Raw genomic sequence first — 18,380 nt, 5'->3', positions numbered from 1 at the left:
TGATTGGAGCAGGTGACGAGAATCGAACTCGCATCCCCAGCTTGGAAGGCTGGTGCCCTGACCATTGTGCTACACCTGCGTCTGCCCTCCGTGGAAATCGTCAGCTTAGATATATTACCATGGACTTCCCCTGCTGTCAAGCGGTATCTTCGCATCTTTTCCTGTTTTTTTCAAGTTTCCTCATCCGAAGCGCGCCAGCCAGGCAGCGATCAGCGGAGTGCCCTCTGCCGCGCCGGGCAGTGCAAAAGGCCCCGACAGCCGCTCCGGATGCCACTGGACGCCCCATGCCGGCAGCGTCTCATGGACCGCCGCCTCCACCACGCCGTCCGGCGCCCACTGGACTGCCCGGAGCCCGCTGCCCAGCCGGTCCGCCGCCTGATGGTGGGCGCTGTTGACGACGACATCCTGCCCGTACAGCTCCCGCAGCGGCGACGGCGCCGTCCGCACCCGGTGGAGCCGGTCCCGGCCCGCAGCCTGGCTGTGGCCCGGCAGGTCCTGGAGCAGGGTGCCGCCGAAGAACACATTGAGCACCTGCATCCCCCGGCAGATGCCCAACACAGGCCTGCCCGCCGCTGTGAACCGCTCCAGCAGGAGCAGCTCCGCCTCGTCCCGTTCCGGCTCCAGGTCCCGGCTGGCAGTGTTGGCCTGACCGTACCGCCGGGGCTCCAGGTCCCCGCCGCCCGGCAGCAGCAGGGCATCGCACCCGCCGGTCTCCGACAGGTCCCGGGATATGCGGGCCCGTCCCCCCGCCGCTGCCACCGCCCGCCGGTAATTCCCGTACTGCTCCGGCACGCCCCAGATGAACACCATCGGCCGCAATGAGATCCCGCCTTTCCGAAAAGCTGTCTCCAGCAGTCTATGCGGCATCTCCGGCCGAAGTTCCGCCCGGCGGAAATTTTTCCGCCGGATCAGGCTGCACTTGCATCCCAGAGAAAAATATGGCATAATAGACACACCCGTTCTGTGGGACAGATCAGGAGATGTACCCAAGTGGTTGAAGGGTCCGCACTCGAAATGCGGTAGGCGTGTAACAGCGCGCGAGAGTTCGAATCTCTCCATCTCCGCCACGTCGGAGCAAAGTCCGCTTTGCTCCGACGTCTTTTTATGCCTAAGGCAAAAAAAGACGTCATCCGCCCGCTCCCTTCCCTTGCCCCTCCTTTCCAACTGCGCCCCGCTGCGCTGGGCACGCAGTTGGCGGGCCGCCCTGTGGGGCGCCATAAGAGAAAAAGGTCCCCGGTGATGCTACCGGGGACCTTTTTTCACGCAAATGGATCTTAAAATTCCAGGTTCTTGCCGTCAGAGCCGAACACGTGGCAGGCGCTGCCGCTGAAGGTGAAGTCCACTTCTTTGCCGATGGTGAACGCATCGGCGTAGTCGCCGCTGATGTCCATGGTGGGGACGATGATGACCATATCCCGGCCGTTCATGGTGGCATGGAGGTGGATCTCGCTGCCCATCATCTCGAACACGTCCATCCGGGCCTTGACCATGGTGGAATCGCCCTGGAGGGAGATGTGCTGAGGCCGGACGCCCAGCGTCACGTGCTGAGCCGCCACGCCGTGAGCGGCCAGCCGCTCCTGCTTCTCGTCGGAGAGGACGACGGTCATGCCGTCCAGCACCACGGCGTACCGGCCGTCCTGCTTCACCAGCTCCGCGTCGAAGAAGTTCATCTGCGGCGTGCCGATGAAGCCGGCCACGAACAGGTTGGCGGGGTGGTCAAAGACCTCCTGCGGCGTGCCGATCTGCTGGATGAAGCCGTCCTTCATGATGACGATCCGGTCACCCAGCGTCATGGCCTCCGTCTGGTCATGGGTAACATAGATAAAGGTGGTGTCGATCCGGTGGCGCAGCTTGATGATCTCCGCGCGCATCTGGTTGCGGAGCTTGGCGTCCAGGTTGGACAGGGGCTCGTCCATCAGCAGCACCTTGGGTTCCCGCACGATGGCGCGGCCGATGGCCACGCGCTGGCGCTGGCCGCCGGACAGAGCCTTGGGCTTGCGGTCCAGATACTGGGTGATGTCCAGGATCTGAGCGGCCTGCTCCACCTTCTGGTTGATCTCATCCTTGGGGACCTTCCGCAGCTTCAGGGGGAAGGCCATATTCTCCCGCACGGTCATGTGGGGATACAGAGCGTAGTTCTGGAACACCATGGCGATGTCCCGGTCCTTGGGGGCCACGTCGTTCATCAGCTTGCCGTCGATGTACAGCTCGCCTGCGCTGATCTCCTCCAGGCCCGCGATCATCCGCAGGGTGGTGGACTTGCCGCAGCCGGAGGGCCCCACCAGCACGATGAACTCCTTGTCGGACACTTCCAGGTTGAAGTCCTGGACCGCCACGACGCCTTCGCTGGTCACCTGCAGCTGGGCCTTCTTCTCGTCAGAGGCAGCCTCCTGCTTCTTGGCCTTCTTGGCCTTCTTCTGGTCGTTGGACGCGGGGTAGATCTTCTTGACATTTACCAAAGACAATCCTGCCATGTTTCACCGGCTTTGACAGCCACGCCTCCGCGAAAGCTGCCTTGTGCGGAGCCGCAGGGGCGCCGCACGTTACGACAGGTCTCCACACTGCCGCACCGTAAGCCGTAACGGAATGATTTCCTCCTTTTTGGGTCCTCGCACAGCTGAGAAATGGAGAGCATGTGCGGGCCATGAAAATGATTTGGGAGCCATGTCCCAATATATATAATTTACGAGTTTTTCGCCCCGGAGGGAAGAGCGCAATATCACCAATTTTTTGCTGCCGTTTTTGTGACTTTATGCAATCCTGCGGAGAGGCGCCCCCAAAAGGGCGGACATGCATCCGCCGCAGAACAGGAGATTTGTGGAAAATGCGACATTTACATCCTGCGGCATTGTGCTATAATGACATTATATCAATTTAAAGCGATATGACTTTAAAGAGATAGAGAAGCAAAACAGCAGGGAGAGGATACCATGACTGAGATCTTAGCCGTCATCGCACTGTACATGCTGGCCATGCTCTACATCGGCTATCGGGCCAAAAAGAGCGTCAAGACGTCCGCGGACTTTTTCATCGGCGGAAATCGTTTCAGCTCTGTCATCACCGCCATCGCCCACCAGGCGGCGGGCCTCAGCGGGTGGCTGTTCATCGCCTGGTCCCAGCAGGTGGCCGGCTCCGGCCTGGGGGCCATCTGGACGGCCTTCTCCTCCGGCTTCGCCCCCTTCATCAACTTCTTCGTCATGGCCAGGCGGACGGCCAAGTTCACCGTCATGACCAAGGCCCGCAGCTTCATCGATCTGATCGAGGCCCGGTACTACGACGCCGACCGGAAGGTGCTGCGGATAATCTCCACGGTCATCATCGCCATCTCCATCACGGTGTACATGAGCTCCCAGCTGATGGCCGCCGGCACGACTTTCCAGGCAGTGCTGGGGCTGGACTACCGGATCAGCGTGCTGATCGGCGCGGTTGTGGTGATCCTGTACACCTCCGCCGGCGGACTGCTGGCGGTGGCCTGGACAGATTTTGTACAGGGCATGCTGATGATCTTCGCCGTGTTCGTGGGTCTGTTCGTGGCCTTCGGCAACGCCGGCAGCCTCTCGGACGTGATGGCGGCCATCGGGGCCATGGATCCGGCTCTGACGTCTCCCTGGATCAATCCGGTCACCATCGCCGGCCTGCTGTCCGCCGGGTGGCTGGGCTACATGGGCCAGCCCCAGATCGTCCAGATGTTCATGGGCATGAAGGACCCGGGATCCTCCCGGCGGGGCGCGGTGATCGCCGGCACCACCGGCGTGTTCCTGCTGTTCGGCTCCTTCTTTGTCAACCTGTGCTGCATGGTGCTGTTCCCGGACAGCGCCGATACCAGCGCCAACTTCATCCTGCTGATCACGGAGTACACCCCCAGCTGGCTGGTTGGCATCGTCACCGCCGCCATCCTGGCGGCCGTCATGTCCTCGGCGGACGCCCTGCTCCACGTGGCCACCACGGCCGTGACCCAGGACTTCTACAACAAGATCCTGAAAAAGGGCCAGGCCACCGACAAGCAGGTACTGGTGGTGGCCCGGGTGGCGGCCGTCGTCATCGGCGTCATCGCCATCTACCTGGCCTACAACCCCTTTGACAGCATCCTCTGGGTCAACTGGTGGGCCTGGGGCGGACTGTCCGTGTTCGCTCCGATCCTGATCCTGGGCTTCTACTGGAAGCGTGCCACCCGGGAGGGGGCCATGGTCAGCATGATCGTGGGCTTCATCGCCGTGTATGTCTGGTACCAGCTGGGGCTGAACACCTGGTGCCACTATACCCTGGTGGCCTTTGTGGTGACGGGCGTGGTCCATGTGGCGGTGAGCCTTGTGACCAAGGCGCCCCCCGCCTATGTCCAGGAGATGGTGGATGAGCTGAATCGCAAGGATACCGCCGGAAAGGAGAAGGCCCATGCCTGATGTCTATGTTTTCCAGGGCGGCGAGCCCGCCCGGATGGCCTATGAGGCCGCGGAGCGGATCTTTGACGAGGACGCCTCCGTCCTGTCTGTCCTGCTGAAGGTGAACACCGGCTTCAAGGGCCCCGCCGCCAGCGGCCTGTGCACCCATCCGGAGGTGGTCCGGGGTCTGATCCGATTCTTCAGAGACCAGCATGTAAAGAAACTCTATGTGGGAGACAGCTCCATCGTGGGCGTGGACAGTGTGGAGGCCCTGAAGTCCGCCGGCATCTGGGACGTGTGCGCCCAGGAAGGCGTGGAGTGCCTGAACCTGGACGACAGCGGCATGGAGGAGCGGGAGATCCCCGGCGGCGTCATGGTCCAAAAGCTGAAGATGAGCAGACTGCCCTTCCAGGTGGATCGTGTGGTCTCCGTTCCGGTGATGAAGACCCACATGTACGCCGGCGTGACGCTGTCGGTAAAGAACATGAAGGGGTGTCTGTACCAGAAGGACAAGACCCGGCTCCACCGGATCAACCAGGCACCCCCGGACATCCGAAAAGGAAAATGTCTGGATTACGGGATTGTGGATCTGATGAAAGTCTGTTATCCTGATTATGTGGTGATGGACGCCGTGGTGGCCATGGAGGGCTTCGGCCCCTCCGGCGGCCCGCCGGTGGACATGGGGATGGTGCTGTCCTCCAAGGACGCCCTGTCTGCGGACCTGACGGCCATCCAGCTGATGGGCATGGCGCCGGACGCCGTTCCCCACCTGAATTTGCTGCGGGAGGACCGGGGACTGGACCTGGCGGACATCCGGGTCCATCCGGCGGACTACCTGAAGTGGAGACGGCGGTTCCAGCTGGCCTCGGAGCACGACCTGCACCTGAACTATCCCAACCCCCGGGTGGTGGACCGGGGCGCCTGCAGCGCCTGCCACGCCGCCATGGTCCAGTTCTTCCGCTACCACCATCAGGAGTACGAGAACGGGCCGGAGGCCACGCTGATCTTCGGCGGCGACGCCACGGAGGAGGACTGCCGGGGCGGCCGCGTGGTGCTGGTGGGCAACTGCACCGCCAGGCTCCGGGGAGAGGGGCGGGCCTTCTGCAAGGGCTGCCCGCCGGTGCCCTCCCAGATCGCCCGAACCATCGACGCGGGCGTCACACTGGACGACTGAACCATCACCGGACAATACCAAAAAAGGAGTGCTGCAATGATGGAACTGCAATTTCTGGGCCATGCCTGCTTTCTGCTGGACGACGGCTCCTATAAGGTCCTGACGGACCCCTTCCTCTCCGGCACCGGCCAGACGGCCCTGGCGGAGACGGTGGAGCCGGACTTCATCTTCGTCACCCACGGGCACGGAGACCACGTGGGAGACGCCGTGGAGATCTCCAAGCGCACCGGCGCACCGGTCTGCTGCACGGTGGATCTGGGGGAGGGCGTGTTCGGCCCTGCCGGGGTCGACTTCCAGGCCGGCAATCTGGGCGGCACCATGCCCATGCCCTTCGGCTCCGCCAAGATCTTCCAGGCCATTCACGGCAGCGGCGTGGCCGGATGCCTGTCCTGCGGCTTCATCTTTGAGATGGGCGGCAAGAAGATCTACCACGCCGGCGACACGGCCCTGATGACGGACATGGCCCTGCTGGAGGACGCGCATATCGACGTGGCCCTGCTGCCCATCGGGGACTTCTACACCATGGGTCCGGCGGACGCCCTCCGGGCGGTGAAGATGATCAAGCCCAAGCTGACCATCCCCATGCACTACAACACGTTCCCGCCCATCGCCCAGGACCCGGCGGCCTTCGCCGCCGCCTGCGAGGCCGCCGGCTTCCAGGCCAAGGTCCTGCAGCCCGGCGAGACGCTGACGGTCTGACTGCCGGATGGCGGCAGACGGACCGCTCCCGCTTATGCAGACACAAAAACGGCCGCACCGACATGGTGCGGCCGTTTTGCCTGAAGCGCCGCCCTGCGGGCGGCGCACCAGCCGCGAACCCAGCCGGGCCCCGCAAGGGGTCTGCTGCATCCGTAAGGCGGCACCCCCTTGCGAGTGCTTCCGCCGAGCAGTTGGATCGCTGAAGGGTGGAGCCGCCCTTTGGGCGGCGGAACCTAAAACAGAAGGACATCCTTTCGGATGTCCTTCTGTTTTGGAAGGGGCGGTTAAAATCGACATTTCTTAATAATGAAGAAAAATGCCGCCCGCAGGGCGGCCCACCAACTGCGAGCCCAGCGCAGCGGGTCGCAGTTGGAAAGGAGGAGCAAGGGAGCGGGCGGATGACGTCTTTTTTGCCTTAGGCATAAAAAGACGTCGGAGCAAAGCGGACTTTGCTCCGACGTGGAAGGGGCGGTTAAAATTCTCATTTTGAAATCTCGAAAAGGTATGGGAGAACCACACAACCAGTCTTCTGGCCGGCGGCGCTTTTGCGCCGTACGAGCGTTTTGCCGCAGGCAAAACCTCGGCGCAGGCGGAATTCACTTCCGCCGAGCATTTCAAATTCCCCCGGTTACCATAAAAATAACCACACCCGGCAGGTGCGGTTATTTTTATGGTGCCAGTGGTGGGACTCGAACCCACACGGTATCGCTACCAACGGATTTTGAGTCCGTCACGTCTACCAATTCCATCACACTGGCGTTGGATACTGGTTTATTATACAAGAAGGCCCCCGGAAATTCAAGCCCTTTTTCGCGCCGCTCGGCCTCTCCCCCGAGATAGCGGCCAATCTTTTTATGAAGTCTGCAGTTCCCGCATAATTTTCCGTCGGCTTTTCCGTTCTGATAGATAGAGAGCTCACTTGGAAAGGAGTTTTGTCTATGAAACGCACGATGGCCCTGTTTCTGGCCCTGGCCCTTCTCCTGCTGACTGCCTGCGGCGGTCCCGCATATCAGGCGGAGGAGCTGAAAGGCGATGCCTCTGCCGTCCCCGCCGCTTCGGCGGAGGCGGATCTGCACGGCGCCGGTGCCGACGCCGTCACCGCCTTTGCCGTGGAGCTGCTGCGGCAGACAGACGAGGGCGGCAGCACCCTGCTCTCGCCGGTGTCCGTGGTCTATGCCCTGGCCATGACCGCCAACGGCGCCGCCGGGGAGACACTTGCACAGATGGAGTCCGTTCTGGGCCTGCCTCTGGAGGAGCTGAACGCCTATCTTCGGACCTACACAGACCGGCTGCCGGAGGAAACAGGCGGCCGCTGCTCCCTGGCCAACTCCATCTGGCTCCGGGATGAGGCGGACCGCCTGACGGTGGAGCAGTCCTTCCTGGACGCCGCTGCCGCCTGGTACGACGCCTCTGTGTTCAGCGCCCCCTTCGACGAGAGCACCCTGCGGGACATCAACGCCTGGGTGTCGGACCACACCGGCGGCCGGATCCCCTCCATCGTAAATCAGATCCCGGAGAGCGCCATGATCTACCTCATCAACGCCCTGGCCTTTGAGGGGGAGTGGGAGGACATCTATCGGGAGGACCAGGTCAGCGGCGGCACCTTCACCACCGAGGACGGCCGGGAGCAGCCGGCGGAGCTGATGTACGGCGCCGAGTCCGCCTATCTGGAGGACAGTTTCGCCACCGGCTTTCTGAAGTACTACAAGGACCGGAACTACGCCTTCGCCGCCCTGCTGCCCAACGAGGGCGTCTCCCTGGAGGACTATCTGGCCTCCCTTACGGGGGAACATCTGCGGGACCTGCTGACCCACCCCCAGGACACGCTGGTCCAGACCGCCATCCCCAAGTTCACGGCAGAGACCACGGCGGAGCTGAACGAGGCCCTTGCCGCCATGGGGATGGGAGACGCCTTCTCTCCCGGACTGGCGGACTTCTCCGCCACGGGCACCAGCCCCGACGGGCCGCTGTATATCAGCCGCATCCTCCACCGGACCCACCTGACCCTGGACGAACGGGGCACCCGGGCCGGTGCCGCCACGGCGGTGGAGATGGATGGTGGAAGTGCCTTCGAGCCCGCCTCCGTTTACCTGACCCGGCCCTTCCTGTATCTGCTCATCGACTGTGAGGCCGGGCTGCCCCTGTTCATCGGCACGGTCCGGGAGCTGGAGGGCTGATCTCCAAAACGTCAAAAGGCCGCTGCCCGTTGGGCAGCGGCCTTTTCGTATTCGGCGGTCTTATTCCTCCGGCGGCACCGCCAGCTGGAAGCTCTCCCAGGTGTGCCCGGCCGCCTCCACCTGGGCCCAGGTGTATCCGGCAGCCTCACACTCCTCCCAGGTGAGATACCGGAAGTAGAACTCCACCCCCAGGTGGCAGGGCAGGATGTCCAGGATGATCTTCTGGATCTGTGGAAAGCCCTCCGGCTCTCCCGCCACCTCCGGAAAGATCACCCGCAGCTGCCTGTCCCCCATCTCGATGGCCCTGGCTTTGATGCCGCAGCCTCGGATCGTCCGGTCGATGGCCTCCGGCGTCAGACTGTCGCCGTCGATCTGCAGCAGTGCCGCAATGGCCGCCCGCCGGTCCTCTGCCGTGACGGCGGCGGGGCGCCGGGCAAACAGCGCCTCCCGCCGGTCCAGGCCCTCGTCCTCCGCCGTGGCGGTGAGGGCCTCCCGCTCGATCTCCTCCAGCCGATCACTGACGTCATCCAGCCCCGTGCCAAGGGCACAGACTGCGGCCCCGCTGACGGAGCTCTCCGTCAGGTCATAGATACCCAGGGGCGCCAGCAGATCCCGCAGATATCCCTCATACATCGCCGTCATCCTCCATCTCCGTGATGGTCACTGTCCCCAGCATGGGCAGTGTCCCGTCCTCCGCCGCCAGATCCGCAGCGGGGGCCAGCAGGCGATAGTTCTCCACGCCCTCCACGTGGTACAGCAGGTCTCCCAGCTCCGCCAGCAGCACCGGCTCTCCCAGCCGCTGGCCGCTGAAAAAGTTCGCCAGAGCCTGCTCCGCCCCGGCCTTCACGGCAGAAAAGGCCGCCCCCTCCCGGACAGCCAGCTCCGCAGTGACTGCCACCGCTTCCGCCTCCGGGGACTTAACCTGCACGTCCACGGCGATCTCCCGCCGCTCCTGCAGATCCGCCTGGACCTCCTGGAGCAGTTCCGCTCCCGGCAGGCCCGCCGCCGTGGCGATGTACACATCCACGGTGCCGATGCCCCGGGCCCGGCCCACCGCCCGGGCCGCGGCCACGCCGTCATGGCTCATGGCGGTCTGTTCATACCAGGCGGCGTTGGCGCCGTTGGGCAGCCGCTGATAGCTCTCCAGGATGCGGCTGCGCAGGCTCTCGTCGTCTTCCTGGTCGCTGCCGCCGGTGAAGGGAGCCGGGTTGGTGCAGCCGGTGATGCCCACCGGACAGGCGGTGAGGATCCGGATGGTCCCCGCCGCCGCGTTTCCGCTCCGGCCCGGCTCCAGAGCTTCTGCCGGGGCGTCTGCCATCAGCTCCCCCGCCTTCAGCACCACCGCCTCCGTGGTCTGGAACCGGACCTCCTCCGCCGTCATGCACACAGTGCCGGCGGCGATGGTCAGATCCGCGGCGGCGGCCCGCTCCACGGAGAAGCGGAGGGTCCCCGCCGCCTTCGTGGCCGCCGTGCGGGTGATCCCCCGCATCTGGGCGTGGTAGTCCAGATAGGCTCCGCCGGCCGTCTGGGGAAAGCTCTGGTCCAGCACCCACTCCCCCTGGATCCCCAGGGCCTGGAGCTCCGCCGCCGCGGCGTACAGCCGCACCGCCAGGTCGCAGTCCGCCTCCGGCGTGAACCCTGCCCGCTGGGCAAACGCTGCCAGCAGGGACTGATAGATCTCCTCTGTGGTCTTCACACATCCGCTCCTCTCATAACACTTCCACTGTGACGGACAGCGTCTCACCGCGCCAGGTCATCGCTGCAGTCACCTGTGCCCGACCGCCTCCAGACTCTGTCAGAGATACCCGCTCCACCGTCAGTTCCGGCTCCGCCGCCAGAGCCTCCGCCACGTACTGCTCCGCTGCGCTCTGCCGCTGGACGGCAGGCAGCTGCCCCAGCTGCCACAGCCGGCTCCCCAGCTCCGGCAGGAAGGGAAAGCTCCCCCGCCGGGCCGTCAGCCGGAACAGGACCCGTTCCAGCAGGGCCTCCTGTCCCCCGGTCCGCCGCAGGCCGCCGGTGCCGTCCGGCACATAGTCACCCTCCCGCAGGGAAAGTCCCATCTGCACTCCTCCTAACATTCACAGGGCTTATAGGGTTCACCGTTCACCGTCAGGCTCCCCTGGATCCGGATATCCCCCTCCAGCCGGATGGAGCCGTCGCTTTGCAGATACACGCTGTTTCCCCCGGGGGTGAAGAGGTACACCTCCCCAGGGCCCATTCCATCCGGGATCTGCCCCTGCCGGGTGCCGGCCACGCACTGCTCTTCTCCGCCGGGGCCGCCCTTGATCACCAGCACGGCAGCCCCGCTCTCCGGCATCCAAACATACCCGCCGGGGCCGTAGACCGGCAGGGCCCGCACCTCGCCCCGGGTGACCACGCCCACGCTGTCTCCGGTGATGGTGGTCATGCCCAGATCGGCGTCCGCCGTGGGCACCGCCGGCTTGATCTGTCTCGATAGCCACATCTACATCCGCTCCCTCAGTGTCAATCTGCTGACCTCTCCCCTTTCCGGAGAGGCCGTGTTCTCCGCCTCCGCCACCCGGTACTCCCCGTCGATGCCCAGTGCCTCCAGCCGCAGCCGGACCACGTCTCCTGGAAACGCCAGAAAGCACCCGGCCAGCTCCAGTTCGATGGTCACTTCCTCCTCCCGGGACCGCCGGATCTGGTATTCCCCGGTGTACCGCATGGCGGCCCAGGTGCTCTGCCCTGGGGTGTACACCACCCGGCGGCACTGGCCGCCCCGGTCGATCATATCCTGGTTTTTCACGCTGTAGGACACGTTCCGGGTCTTGTCGATGACCAGCACCTCCGTCAGCACGCCGTAGTGGTCCTCCCGCAGAGTGCAGGAGAGGACCGGGCTGTCCGCACCGATGACGATGCGCCGCCCGTCGTCCCGCTCCGGCGCCGCCACCAGCAGGCCGTCCCGCCGGAAGCGGGGCGCAAAGCCCCCATACGTCCGGCAGAAGCTCTCCAGCGCCTTCCACTGGCTGGTGCCGGAGGCCACCGTGTAGACAGAGGTTGCGGACACCGGTGCAATCTCCGCGGCAGTGATGCCGTAGGGGGTCACGTGGCACCGCACGATCTCCTCCAGCGTGGCCCCCTGATACGTCACCGGTCGGGACTCATTGTCCAGCAGCCGGGCGGCGTAGCCCCGGCCGCAGATAGTCACCGTCAGCCCCTCCGGAGACAGTTCCACTGCGTACTCGTCCACGATGCCCCGCAGCAGGACCTGGTCGTCTTTCCCCAGCGCCAGGAAGCCCGCTGCCAGATGCAGCGGCTCCGCCATGGTCTTGTCATAGACGCAGGTGACCGTGTAGCTGTCGCAGGGCACGCTTCCTGTGTAGGTCATGTTCCAGCGCAGCAGCACCGGCAGATCGTAGACCCGGTGACTGCTGGTGATGATCCGTCCTCTCATGGTATCCGCACCTGATCCCCCGGGTAGATCAAGTTGGGATTCTTGATCTGGGGATTGGCTACGATCAGGGCCGTCAGCGCCACACCGTACCGCCCGGCGATCCCCCACAGGGTGTCTCCTTTCCGCACTGTATAGACGGCGGTCTGGCCGCCGGAAGAGGCAGTGCTCCCGCCGCCGGAAGCCGTGCCGCTCTCCTCTGCCACCTCCGTCAGCCCGCCGCCGGGGGCCGCGCCGTCCTCCCAGAAGGAGAAGCTGTACCGCACATAGTCCGGCAGCGGCTCCTCCAGCAGCTCCAGCGTCACGAAGTGGGCGCTGACGGTCCGCCACACCGGGTGCACCAGCAGCCCCGGCCCCGGCTGGTCAAAGACCTCTGCCAGCGCCTGAAACTCCCCATAGGCATCCTCCCCGGCAAAGGTCCCCTCGCCCTGAAAGATCCGGTAAGTCCATCCCAGGTCCTGCAGGCACCATCCTCCCAGCGGCACCTTGTGGGCCGCCACCTGCCGGCGGTACTCCACCGTATAGGTCTCCGGGTTGTGGGGCCAGGTGTAGTCCTTATACCGCATGGGCTTCAACAGCAAGCCCTCACCTCCTTATTCATACAGCCGGAACCCGCCGTCATACCGGCGGGCATCCTGCTGAACGGCCCGGGACAGCACCCGGGCGCTCTCTCCCGCTCCGGCCTCCACCGGCCGCCGGAACTCCGCCGTCAGGACCGCCGACTCAGCTTCCTCTCCGGCGGGACCGGCTGCCCCGGCCCCGCTGGAGCGATCTGCCGCGTCACTCCCAGTTCCCCGCCGGCTCCGGCCCGACCGGACGATCCCTCCGACGCCGGTCAGGCCGAAGGGAGCCGCCGCCCGCCGGGCCGCGCTCTTCCGGGCCAGGGCCTGCCGCAGGGTCTCTCCCGCCGAGGGAGGTCCCCCCGTGGCTGCGGCCGCTGTCACAGCCTGCTGCCCGCCTGCCCGGCGGGCGTTCTCCCGTCCGCCGGAGGCTGCCGTTCTCCGGCCCGCTCCGCTTTCCGGCAGATTAGTCTCTCCCGCATGCGCCGGAGCAGAGGACGCCTCCGCCGTGTCCCGCCCTCCGGCGCCCAGCATCAGCCGGGCCAGGGCCGTTCGCTGCCGCAGCAGCATCTCCCGGATGTACTCCATCTCAGCCCTCCCTCAGCGCCTGGAACCGGCTCTGCTCAAAGTTCCGGTTCACCGCCGCCGGGGCAGGGGAGGACGCCTCTCCCGACAGGCGGCGCAGCAGCGCCTCCATCTCTCCGGCGGTCAGCCGGGCCAACACGTCCCCGCCATTGGAGAACACCGGTGCCCCCTGATACAGGCAGCTCTCCGCCAGCACCTGGGCGTTGCACAGCAGGGCCCGCTCCAGGGGCTCCTCCGCCAGCTCCCGGGTCCCCCGCCAGATCTCCAGCAGCCGCCAGGCCGTGGGCGGCCGCAGCTCGTCCAGCTCCTCCATCATGCCGTGGTCTCGATCCGCTTGGAGGCCACCACCGTCACCTTCTCCGCCACCATGGCGTTCAGCTGCCCCTCCTCCTGGATGGCGCTCCACTGGCAGCCGCTGTAGATGACCTTCCGGTCCGGCTTGCAGATCACCAGGGAGAAGTCCCGCAGCTCGTAGAAGTTGATGCCGTCGGACACCGCGTCCTCGGTGGCGTACAGCCGGGTCAGCTCCAGGGTGTACTTCCGCTGGCCCTCGATGGTGGCCACCGGCTCGCTCTCGCCGAAGGCCTCCACGCTCTGGCTGGATTTGCTGGCCCGGGCGGTGTAGCCCTGGACCACCGCGATCTTCTTCCCGTCCAGCTCCAGATAGATGTCCGCGCTGGTGGGAAATCCCTTTGCTTCCATACCGTCTCCTCCTTACACCGTGATGTGGACCGTCAGATAGATCTGGTTCAGCCCGTGGGCCACCGCAAAGCTGAATTCCACCAGGCACACGGCGGGATCGTCCTCAGAGGGGCTCACCGTCACCTCTCCGTAGCTGTCGATGATCTCCTCCGCCACCTTCTTCTCCAGCTCCACGATCACCTGGGAGCGGATGGCACTGCGGCTCTGGGCGGTGTTCTTGGCCCGGGTGAACTTGCTCCGCAGGGCCTGCCGCACCGCCGGGATCACGTCGTCCACGATCAGGATCGTGGTCAGCTCCCGCCAGGTGGTGTCCGCCGCGCCGCCGGTGGTGGTCCGGGTGGTAATGCCCCGCACCGGGGACACCACTCCCGCCACGCTCTCCAGGGGCGTTACGCCGCCCCGCACCAGCAGGTCGATGTCGTTGTCGCTGTAAGAGGTGCTCAGTCCCCCCAGTCCCCGGACCTCGGCCCCGTTCAGGGGCACCGCCGGATCCCGGCCGGAGGCGATGACCCCCGCCAGCGCCGCCGCGGCGAACACGCCGGGCAGCGTCTTTCCGCCGCTGTCCAGGGCGTCGGGGCCCACCAGCACCATCCGCTCGCTGTTCAGTTCCGCCGCGTGGGTCACCAGCTCTGCCGCCGTCTCTCCGTCGCCGCCCACCACGGCGATGCGCTCCATCCGGGCGGAGGAGGCGTCCTCCACCGCGGAGCGCAGGGCCTGCTGCACCGTCTCCTCGGCGCTGTCACACACCAGGATCTGGGCCGCCTGCTGTCCCAGGGCCGCAAAGGCGTCCTGGTAGTCCTTCACTGCCCCGGCCTCCGCCACCCGGACTGCTGTCACCGTGGCGGCGCCGTTGGCGAACAGCAGCCGCAGGATGGTGCTCATCCCCGGCGTGTCCGCCCCGTCCTCGCCGAAGGCCGCCACGCCGGCGGCGTAGCCTGTCAGAGTCACCGCCTCCCCGGCGGTGCCCTTGGCCGCCTTGGCCGCCACGCCGATGACCTTGGCGGCCCGTCCGGCGGAGATCACCGCCGATGCGTCATAGCTGGAGTACACCCCCGGCCGCTCATGCAAGATCTCGCTCACTTGGTCACTGCTCCCTTCAATTGAAAATCCAAAAACATGGTATTGCCGTCCTCTGTCTGGGCCTGAAACCAGGCCCGGCACTGGAGCCGTCCCCGCCGCAGGAAGCTCTCCGTCTCCCGCTCCCAGGACAGGGCCTCCCAGCTCAGCTCCCCGGGACGGATGCCGGAGGGCAGCCCTCCCAGCAGCACCTCCGCCGCCGTTTCGCAGCCTGTCTCACAGTCCGCGGCCCGCTGCCCCCGGATCTCCACGGAGATCACCGCGTCCAGCTGCTTGCCGTACAGCTCCCGCACCTGTCCCGTTTCAGGGTCGCTGACCTCGCCCAGATAGTTGCAGAACCCTACGGTCCGGCTCTCCGCCGTGTCCACGGCCACCGCCGCCACCGGGCCGGCGTACCGCCTGGCCCGCTGGTCCGGATAGGACGCCAGCGTGCACAGCCCTGCCGCCCGCAGGGCAGTGACCACCGCGTCCCGGATCTGATTCAGCTCCCGCATCCCGCTGCCTCCCGTTCCCGCTCCAGGACCGCCCAGTAATGGGACAGCCTGTCGCCGACATAATAGGGTCTGCAGCTGCGCACCCGGAAGGTCCAGCCGTTCCACCCCAGGGTGTCCGTCTCCTCCAGGGCCATCTGCCCCAGATACAGCCACAGCCGCACGTCCACCCAGCCGATGGGGGTGGCCTCCTCCCGGGCCCGCTCACTCCGCTCCGGCACCGGCTGCAAAAACGCCCGCACGTCCACCGTGGTCTCCCCGGTCTGGACGGTGACCTTCTGGCCATACCGCTCCAGGATCTGCCGTACCCAGCCTGTCATCCTCTCACTCCTTGAAACGCAAAGTCTCCCGGCACCGCGAAGGGCGCCATCAGCCGCCAGGCGGTGCGCCGCAGCTCCGCCGCCTGGGTCCCCGCCTCCGCCGGGCTCCGTGCCTGTACGGACACGCTGCCCGCCGTGAAGCCGGACACCTGGCCGCCGCCCCGCGCCGCCGCCAGGTCCGCGGCGGCGGTGAAAGCCGCGGCGCAGGGAAACGCCTCGCCGCAGTCCTCCGCCGTCACCCCCGGCCGCAGCCGCCTCTCCCACTGCCGCTCCGCCGCCTGACACAGTGCCTCCAGCAGGGGCTCCTCGTCCTCTCCGGCGCCGGAGAGGACCTTGGCCAGCGTCAGGATGGTCTCCGTGCTCATACCACCAGGACCTTGGAGGCCTCCGTGAACAGCTTGGCAAAGCCGGAGATGGAGGTGATGGCCGCCCGCTCCAGCTGGCGGTCGATGAGCTTGTCATACTCCACCGTGACCTCGCTGCCGCAGATCTGCTCCAGGGCGTAGTTCCTGTCCAGGCCGATGAGGATGCCCGCCGGCATGGCGGAAGTCCGCAGAAGCTTTGCCCCCAGAGGCGTGGTCAACGTGCCGGTGCCCTGGAAGTTCAGCCCCGTCAGGGGATTCTGGAACTCGTCCAGCTTCAGCATGGCCAGCATCACGTCGCTGCCCACCAGCATGGTGTTCATGGTGTAGGGGTCGAACTGGCTCCAGAACTCCAGCAACGCGTCGTAGGTCAGCGTCCCCTTGGTGCCGGACATGGGCTTGGTGCCGATGGTGTACTGCGCGGCGGCGTTGTCGTTGCCGTCGCCGTCACGCAGCACGGCGATGGCGTCCTCCAGGTGCATCCGACCGATGTAGGCGCCGATCTGCCGCAGCGTCACGGAGAACAGGTCCAGCCGCTGGAACCGGATGGCCTCGTAGGAGGCCACCAGCATCCGCCCCCGCTTGTGGAGGTGCACCAGGTTCTCCTGGGTGCGGACGGTGGTCTCCGGGATCCGGGCCCCCTCCTCCACCCGGCGGAGCTTTTTGTCCTCCTCGCTGGGCACGGAGGCGATGGACCGGTAGTCCATGCCGTCGAATCTGGTCACCGTGGCAGTAATGGCCGGCAGGATGCTCTCCTCCTCCATCCCCTGCCGCACCACCCGGGAGACGAACTCCGGGAACAGCACGGCGGAGTCGGAGGTGTGGAAGAACTTCTCCACCATGTCGCTGCCCGTTCCCTTCACATGGATGTCAAAGCGCTTCAGCTGCCGCTGGAAGGCGTCCAGCCCCTCCAGAGGCGTGCCCCGGTAGTGCTCGCTGGGATCCAGCTCCTCCAGGGTCTGGGAAAAGCTGCGGCCGCTGCGGCCGTACATTCCCTTCTCCAGCTTGATGTTTTCAAAATGATAGGCCATGTGTGCTCTCCTCCTCACAGTACAAAGGTCACAGTCTTGGCGGTGGTGTCCACATCCACCACCAGATAAGTGCTGCCGTCCGCGTCTGCCTGGACGCCGCCCTCGCCGTCGGCGCTGAGGCCGCTCCAGCCCAGGGCCGGTGCAGCGCCCTCCGCCGGCACGGTGTACCCGGCGGTGACCATGCCCCCCAGGGCCACGGCGCAGGCGTCGCCGCCCCGGCTCACCGACAGCACCATGCCGCAGAAATCGTCGCCCGCCCCGCAGGCGGCCACCGTGCCGTTTCCGCTGATCTTCACCAGCTCCCCCTCCGCCAGATCATCACAGGCAAAAGTGGCGGCCCACTGGCCGATGCCCTCATAAGAAAGTTTCATCATGCGTCCTCCCTCTCAAATCAGAAATTCCATCTTGTCCTCTGTCCTGGCCGTTCCCCGGCTCCGCAGCTGGGGCGACGGCGGGAACCGCCGGGCCACCTGGGCCTCATAGACCCGTTTCAGCTCCAGCAGCTCCGGTTCCGCCAGATGCTCCGTCGCCTTGGCCAGGGCGCCGCCGTCCACGCCGTCGTCCGCCAGCATGGCAAGGCGCGTCACCTCCCGGCGCAGCTCTTGCAGATATTTCCGTCCCAGCTCCGCCTGGGCCCGCAGCCGTGCCACCCCCTCGTCCTCGGGGCCATACCGTTTCAGCACGCCTGCCTTCCGCTGGGCCGGCACCGCCACGAAGGACCACTCGTAGGCGTCAGTGGGCTCCCGCAGCTCCAGGTAGCACAGCCGCTCGCCGTACCGCTGCCCCGGCACGTGCTGGCAGGTGCCGCCCTCCGCCCCGCAGATGGAGCACACCCGCCGGGCCACGCTGCACCCCACGCTGACCTCCCGCTTGATCCCCCCTTCGATCTCCGCGATCAGGTCCGCGTTCTTCTCCGTCCGCAGCAGATACGCCCAGGCCTTCAGCCAGCAGTAGCCGTCCCCCGCCGCAGTCATCTGAGCGGGTTCCCGCACCACCTGGGCCCGGTAGATGCGGGCGGTCTGCCCCTCTGCCGTCCACTGGTGGTCAAAGATGCCGCTCTTTCCCACGAACAGGTCCCCCAGCGCGTTGAGCGCCGTCTCATCGAACCGCTCCCAGTCCCGGTCCACCTCGTTGTCGCACAGCCGCAGGGAGAAGGCGTACACCTCCTCCGCCTGCAGGGGCGACTTGGCAAAGCGGTTGATCTCCGCCAGCTCCGCCTCCGCCGGCACGCCGGATGCCCCTGTCAGATCCTTCTGAATCTCCATGTTGATCTCTCATCTCCCCTTTGTCATTGAACGCTCTGCCGCGTCGTTCTCGATCCGCAGCTTCCGCGCCTGCCGCCCCACCGCGCCTGCAGCGCGGCGGGGGCCCCGGATCTCATTTTGGTCGGGCAGGCGGAGCCCGCCCTCCC

General features: G+C 65.9%; 22 protein-coding genes and 3 tRNA genes. 5 read left to right on the top strand and 20 right to left on the bottom strand.

Going from position 1 to position 18,380, the window contains the following annotated elements; all coding sequences use genetic code 11:
* Positions 1–4 precede the first annotated feature (4 nt).
* Positions 5–79 (bottom strand) — tRNA-Gly (locus tag H9X91_RS12435).
* Positions 80–180: 101 nt separating this feature from the next.
* The gene (locus H9X91_RS12430; RefSeq protein ID WP_243414548.1) at positions 181–810 is read right to left on the bottom strand and encodes a gamma-glutamyl-gamma-aminobutyrate hydrolase family protein; all 630 of its coding nucleotides are present in this window, start codon (positions 808–810) and stop codon (positions 181–183) included.
* Between the two features lie 166 nt (positions 811–976).
* Between H9X91_RS12430 and H9X91_RS12425 the strand changes: the two genes are divergently transcribed.
* A tRNA-Ser gene (locus H9X91_RS12425) sits at positions 977–1,067 on the top strand.
* Positions 1,068–1,274: 207 nt separating this feature from the next.
* Here H9X91_RS12425 and H9X91_RS12420 read toward each other — a convergent pair.
* Positions 1,275–2,474, bottom strand: a complete 1,200-nt coding sequence (locus H9X91_RS12420) for an ABC transporter ATP-binding protein (protein WP_204805460.1) — start codon at positions 2,472–2,474, stop codon at positions 1,275–1,277.
* 456 nt (positions 2,475–2,930) lie between these two features.
* Between H9X91_RS12420 and H9X91_RS12415 the strand changes: the two genes are divergently transcribed.
* Genes H9X91_RS12415 through H9X91_RS12405 form a run of 3 tightly spaced genes read left to right on the top strand, consistent with a single transcriptional unit; the run spans position 2,931 to position 6,252 of the window.
* Entirely contained in the window at positions 2,931–4,400 is a 1,470-nt protein-coding gene (locus H9X91_RS12415) for a sodium/proline symporter (protein WP_204805458.1), read from the top strand.
* On the top strand, positions 4,393–5,553 hold the full coding sequence (locus tag H9X91_RS12410; RefSeq protein ID WP_204805456.1) for a DUF362 domain-containing protein: 1,161 nt from the start codon (positions 4,393–4,395) through the stop codon (positions 5,551–5,553). Before H9X91_RS12415 ends, H9X91_RS12410 begins: the two co-directional genes overlap by 8 nt.
* Before the next feature lie 39 nt (positions 5,554–5,592).
* The gene (locus H9X91_RS12405; RefSeq protein ID WP_204805454.1) at positions 5,593–6,252 is read left to right on the top strand and encodes a metal-dependent hydrolase; all 660 of its coding nucleotides are present in this window, start codon (positions 5,593–5,595) and stop codon (positions 6,250–6,252) included.
* A gap of 671 nt (positions 6,253–6,923) precedes the next feature.
* Here H9X91_RS12405 and H9X91_RS12400 read toward each other — a convergent pair.
* A tRNA-Leu gene (locus H9X91_RS12400) sits at positions 6,924–7,010 on the bottom strand.
* Positions 7,011–7,190: 180 nt separating this feature from the next.
* On the opposite strand from H9X91_RS12400, the gene H9X91_RS12395 reads away from it, so the two are divergent.
* Complete coding sequence (locus H9X91_RS12395; RefSeq protein WP_204805453.1) at positions 7,191–8,429, top strand: serpin family protein; 1,239 nt, start codon at positions 7,191–7,193, stop codon at positions 8,427–8,429.
* Positions 8,430–8,489: 60 nt separating this feature from the next.
* Here H9X91_RS12395 and H9X91_RS12390 read toward each other — a convergent pair whose 3' ends face one another.
* The 16 genes from H9X91_RS12390 to H9X91_RS12315 are packed head-to-tail and all read right to left on the bottom strand — an operon-like array spanning position 8,490 to position 18,234.
* The gene (locus tag H9X91_RS12390; protein ID WP_204805452.1) at positions 8,490–9,062 is read right to left on the bottom strand and encodes a hypothetical protein; all 573 of its coding nucleotides are present in this window, start codon (positions 9,060–9,062) and stop codon (positions 8,490–8,492) included.
* The gene (locus tag H9X91_RS12385) at positions 9,055–10,125 is read right to left on the bottom strand and encodes a baseplate J/gp47 family protein (RefSeq protein WP_204805451.1); all 1,071 of its coding nucleotides are present in this window, start codon (positions 10,123–10,125) and stop codon (positions 9,055–9,057) included. The genes H9X91_RS12390 and H9X91_RS12385 overlap by 8 nt, the downstream gene beginning before the upstream one ends.
* A 13-nt stretch (positions 10,126–10,138) precedes the next feature.
* Complete coding sequence (locus tag H9X91_RS12380; RefSeq protein WP_204805450.1) at positions 10,139–10,489, bottom strand: hypothetical protein; 351 nt, start codon at positions 10,487–10,489, stop codon at positions 10,139–10,141.
* Positions 10,490–10,500: 11 nt separating this feature from the next.
* Positions 10,501–10,893: a hypothetical protein gene (locus H9X91_RS12375; RefSeq protein ID WP_204805449.1), complete on the bottom strand. Its 393-nt coding sequence runs from the start codon at positions 10,891–10,893 to the stop codon at positions 10,501–10,503.
* Positions 10,894–11,844: a hypothetical protein gene (locus H9X91_RS12370; RefSeq protein WP_204805448.1), complete on the bottom strand. Its 951-nt coding sequence runs from the start codon at positions 11,842–11,844 to the stop codon at positions 10,894–10,896. It abuts the gene before it with no gap.
* Positions 11,841–12,422, bottom strand: coding sequence for a SafA/ExsA family spore coat assembly protein (gene safA / locus H9X91_RS12365; RefSeq protein ID WP_243414542.1), 582 nt, complete (start codon positions 12,420–12,422; stop codon positions 11,841–11,843). Before safA ends, H9X91_RS12370 begins: the two co-directional genes overlap by 4 nt.
* Before the next feature lie 12 nt (positions 12,423–12,434).
* A complete protein-coding gene (locus H9X91_RS12360; protein WP_204805447.1) occupies positions 12,435–12,989 on the bottom strand; it encodes a hypothetical protein in 555 nt (184 codons plus the stop codon).
* Between the two features lies 1 nt (position 12,990).
* A complete protein-coding gene (locus H9X91_RS12355; protein ID WP_204805445.1) occupies positions 12,991–13,302 on the bottom strand; it encodes a hypothetical protein in 312 nt (103 codons plus the stop codon).
* On the bottom strand, positions 13,299–13,688 hold the full coding sequence (locus tag H9X91_RS12350) for a hypothetical protein (protein ID WP_204805443.1): 390 nt from the start codon (positions 13,686–13,688) through the stop codon (positions 13,299–13,301). The genes H9X91_RS12355 and H9X91_RS12350 overlap by 4 nt, the downstream gene beginning before the upstream one ends.
* 12 nt (positions 13,689–13,700) lie before the next feature.
* Positions 13,701–14,768, bottom strand: coding sequence for a phage tail sheath C-terminal domain-containing protein (locus tag H9X91_RS12345; RefSeq protein WP_204805441.1), 1,068 nt, complete (start codon positions 14,766–14,768; stop codon positions 13,701–13,703).
* Positions 14,765–15,259: a hypothetical protein gene (locus H9X91_RS12340; RefSeq protein ID WP_204805439.1), complete on the bottom strand. Its 495-nt coding sequence runs from the start codon at positions 15,257–15,259 to the stop codon at positions 14,765–14,767. The genes H9X91_RS12345 and H9X91_RS12340 overlap by 4 nt, the downstream gene beginning before the upstream one ends.
* On the bottom strand, positions 15,247–15,576 hold the full coding sequence (locus H9X91_RS12335) for a hypothetical protein (RefSeq protein ID WP_204805437.1): 330 nt from the start codon (positions 15,574–15,576) through the stop codon (positions 15,247–15,249). Before H9X91_RS12335 ends, H9X91_RS12340 begins: the two co-directional genes overlap by 13 nt.
* Positions 15,573–15,941, bottom strand: a complete 369-nt coding sequence (locus tag H9X91_RS12330) for a hypothetical protein (protein ID WP_204805435.1) — start codon at positions 15,939–15,941, stop codon at positions 15,573–15,575. The genes H9X91_RS12335 and H9X91_RS12330 overlap by 4 nt, the downstream gene beginning before the upstream one ends.
* Positions 15,938–16,969, bottom strand: a complete 1,032-nt coding sequence (locus H9X91_RS12325; RefSeq protein WP_204805433.1) for a phage major capsid protein — start codon at positions 16,967–16,969, stop codon at positions 15,938–15,940. Before H9X91_RS12325 ends, H9X91_RS12330 begins: the two co-directional genes overlap by 4 nt.
* A 14-nt stretch (positions 16,970–16,983) precedes the next feature.
* Entirely contained in the window at positions 16,984–17,340 is a 357-nt protein-coding gene (locus H9X91_RS12320; RefSeq protein WP_204805431.1) for a hypothetical protein, read from the bottom strand.
* A 15-nt stretch (positions 17,341–17,355) separates the two neighbouring features.
* Positions 17,356–18,234, bottom strand: a complete 879-nt coding sequence (locus H9X91_RS12315; RefSeq protein WP_204805430.1) for a hypothetical protein — start codon at positions 18,232–18,234, stop codon at positions 17,356–17,358.
* Positions 18,235–18,380 lie beyond the last annotated feature (146 nt).

Origin of the sequence: Oscillibacter valericigenes (assembly GCF_016902445.1) — a bacterium.
Classification (GTDB): Bacteria; Bacillota; Clostridia; order Oscillospirales; family Oscillospiraceae; genus Oscillibacter; species Oscillibacter avistercoris.
The sequence above is the reverse complement of the archived record's forward strand: the minus strand, read 5'-3'. Positions and strand labels throughout refer to the sequence as shown.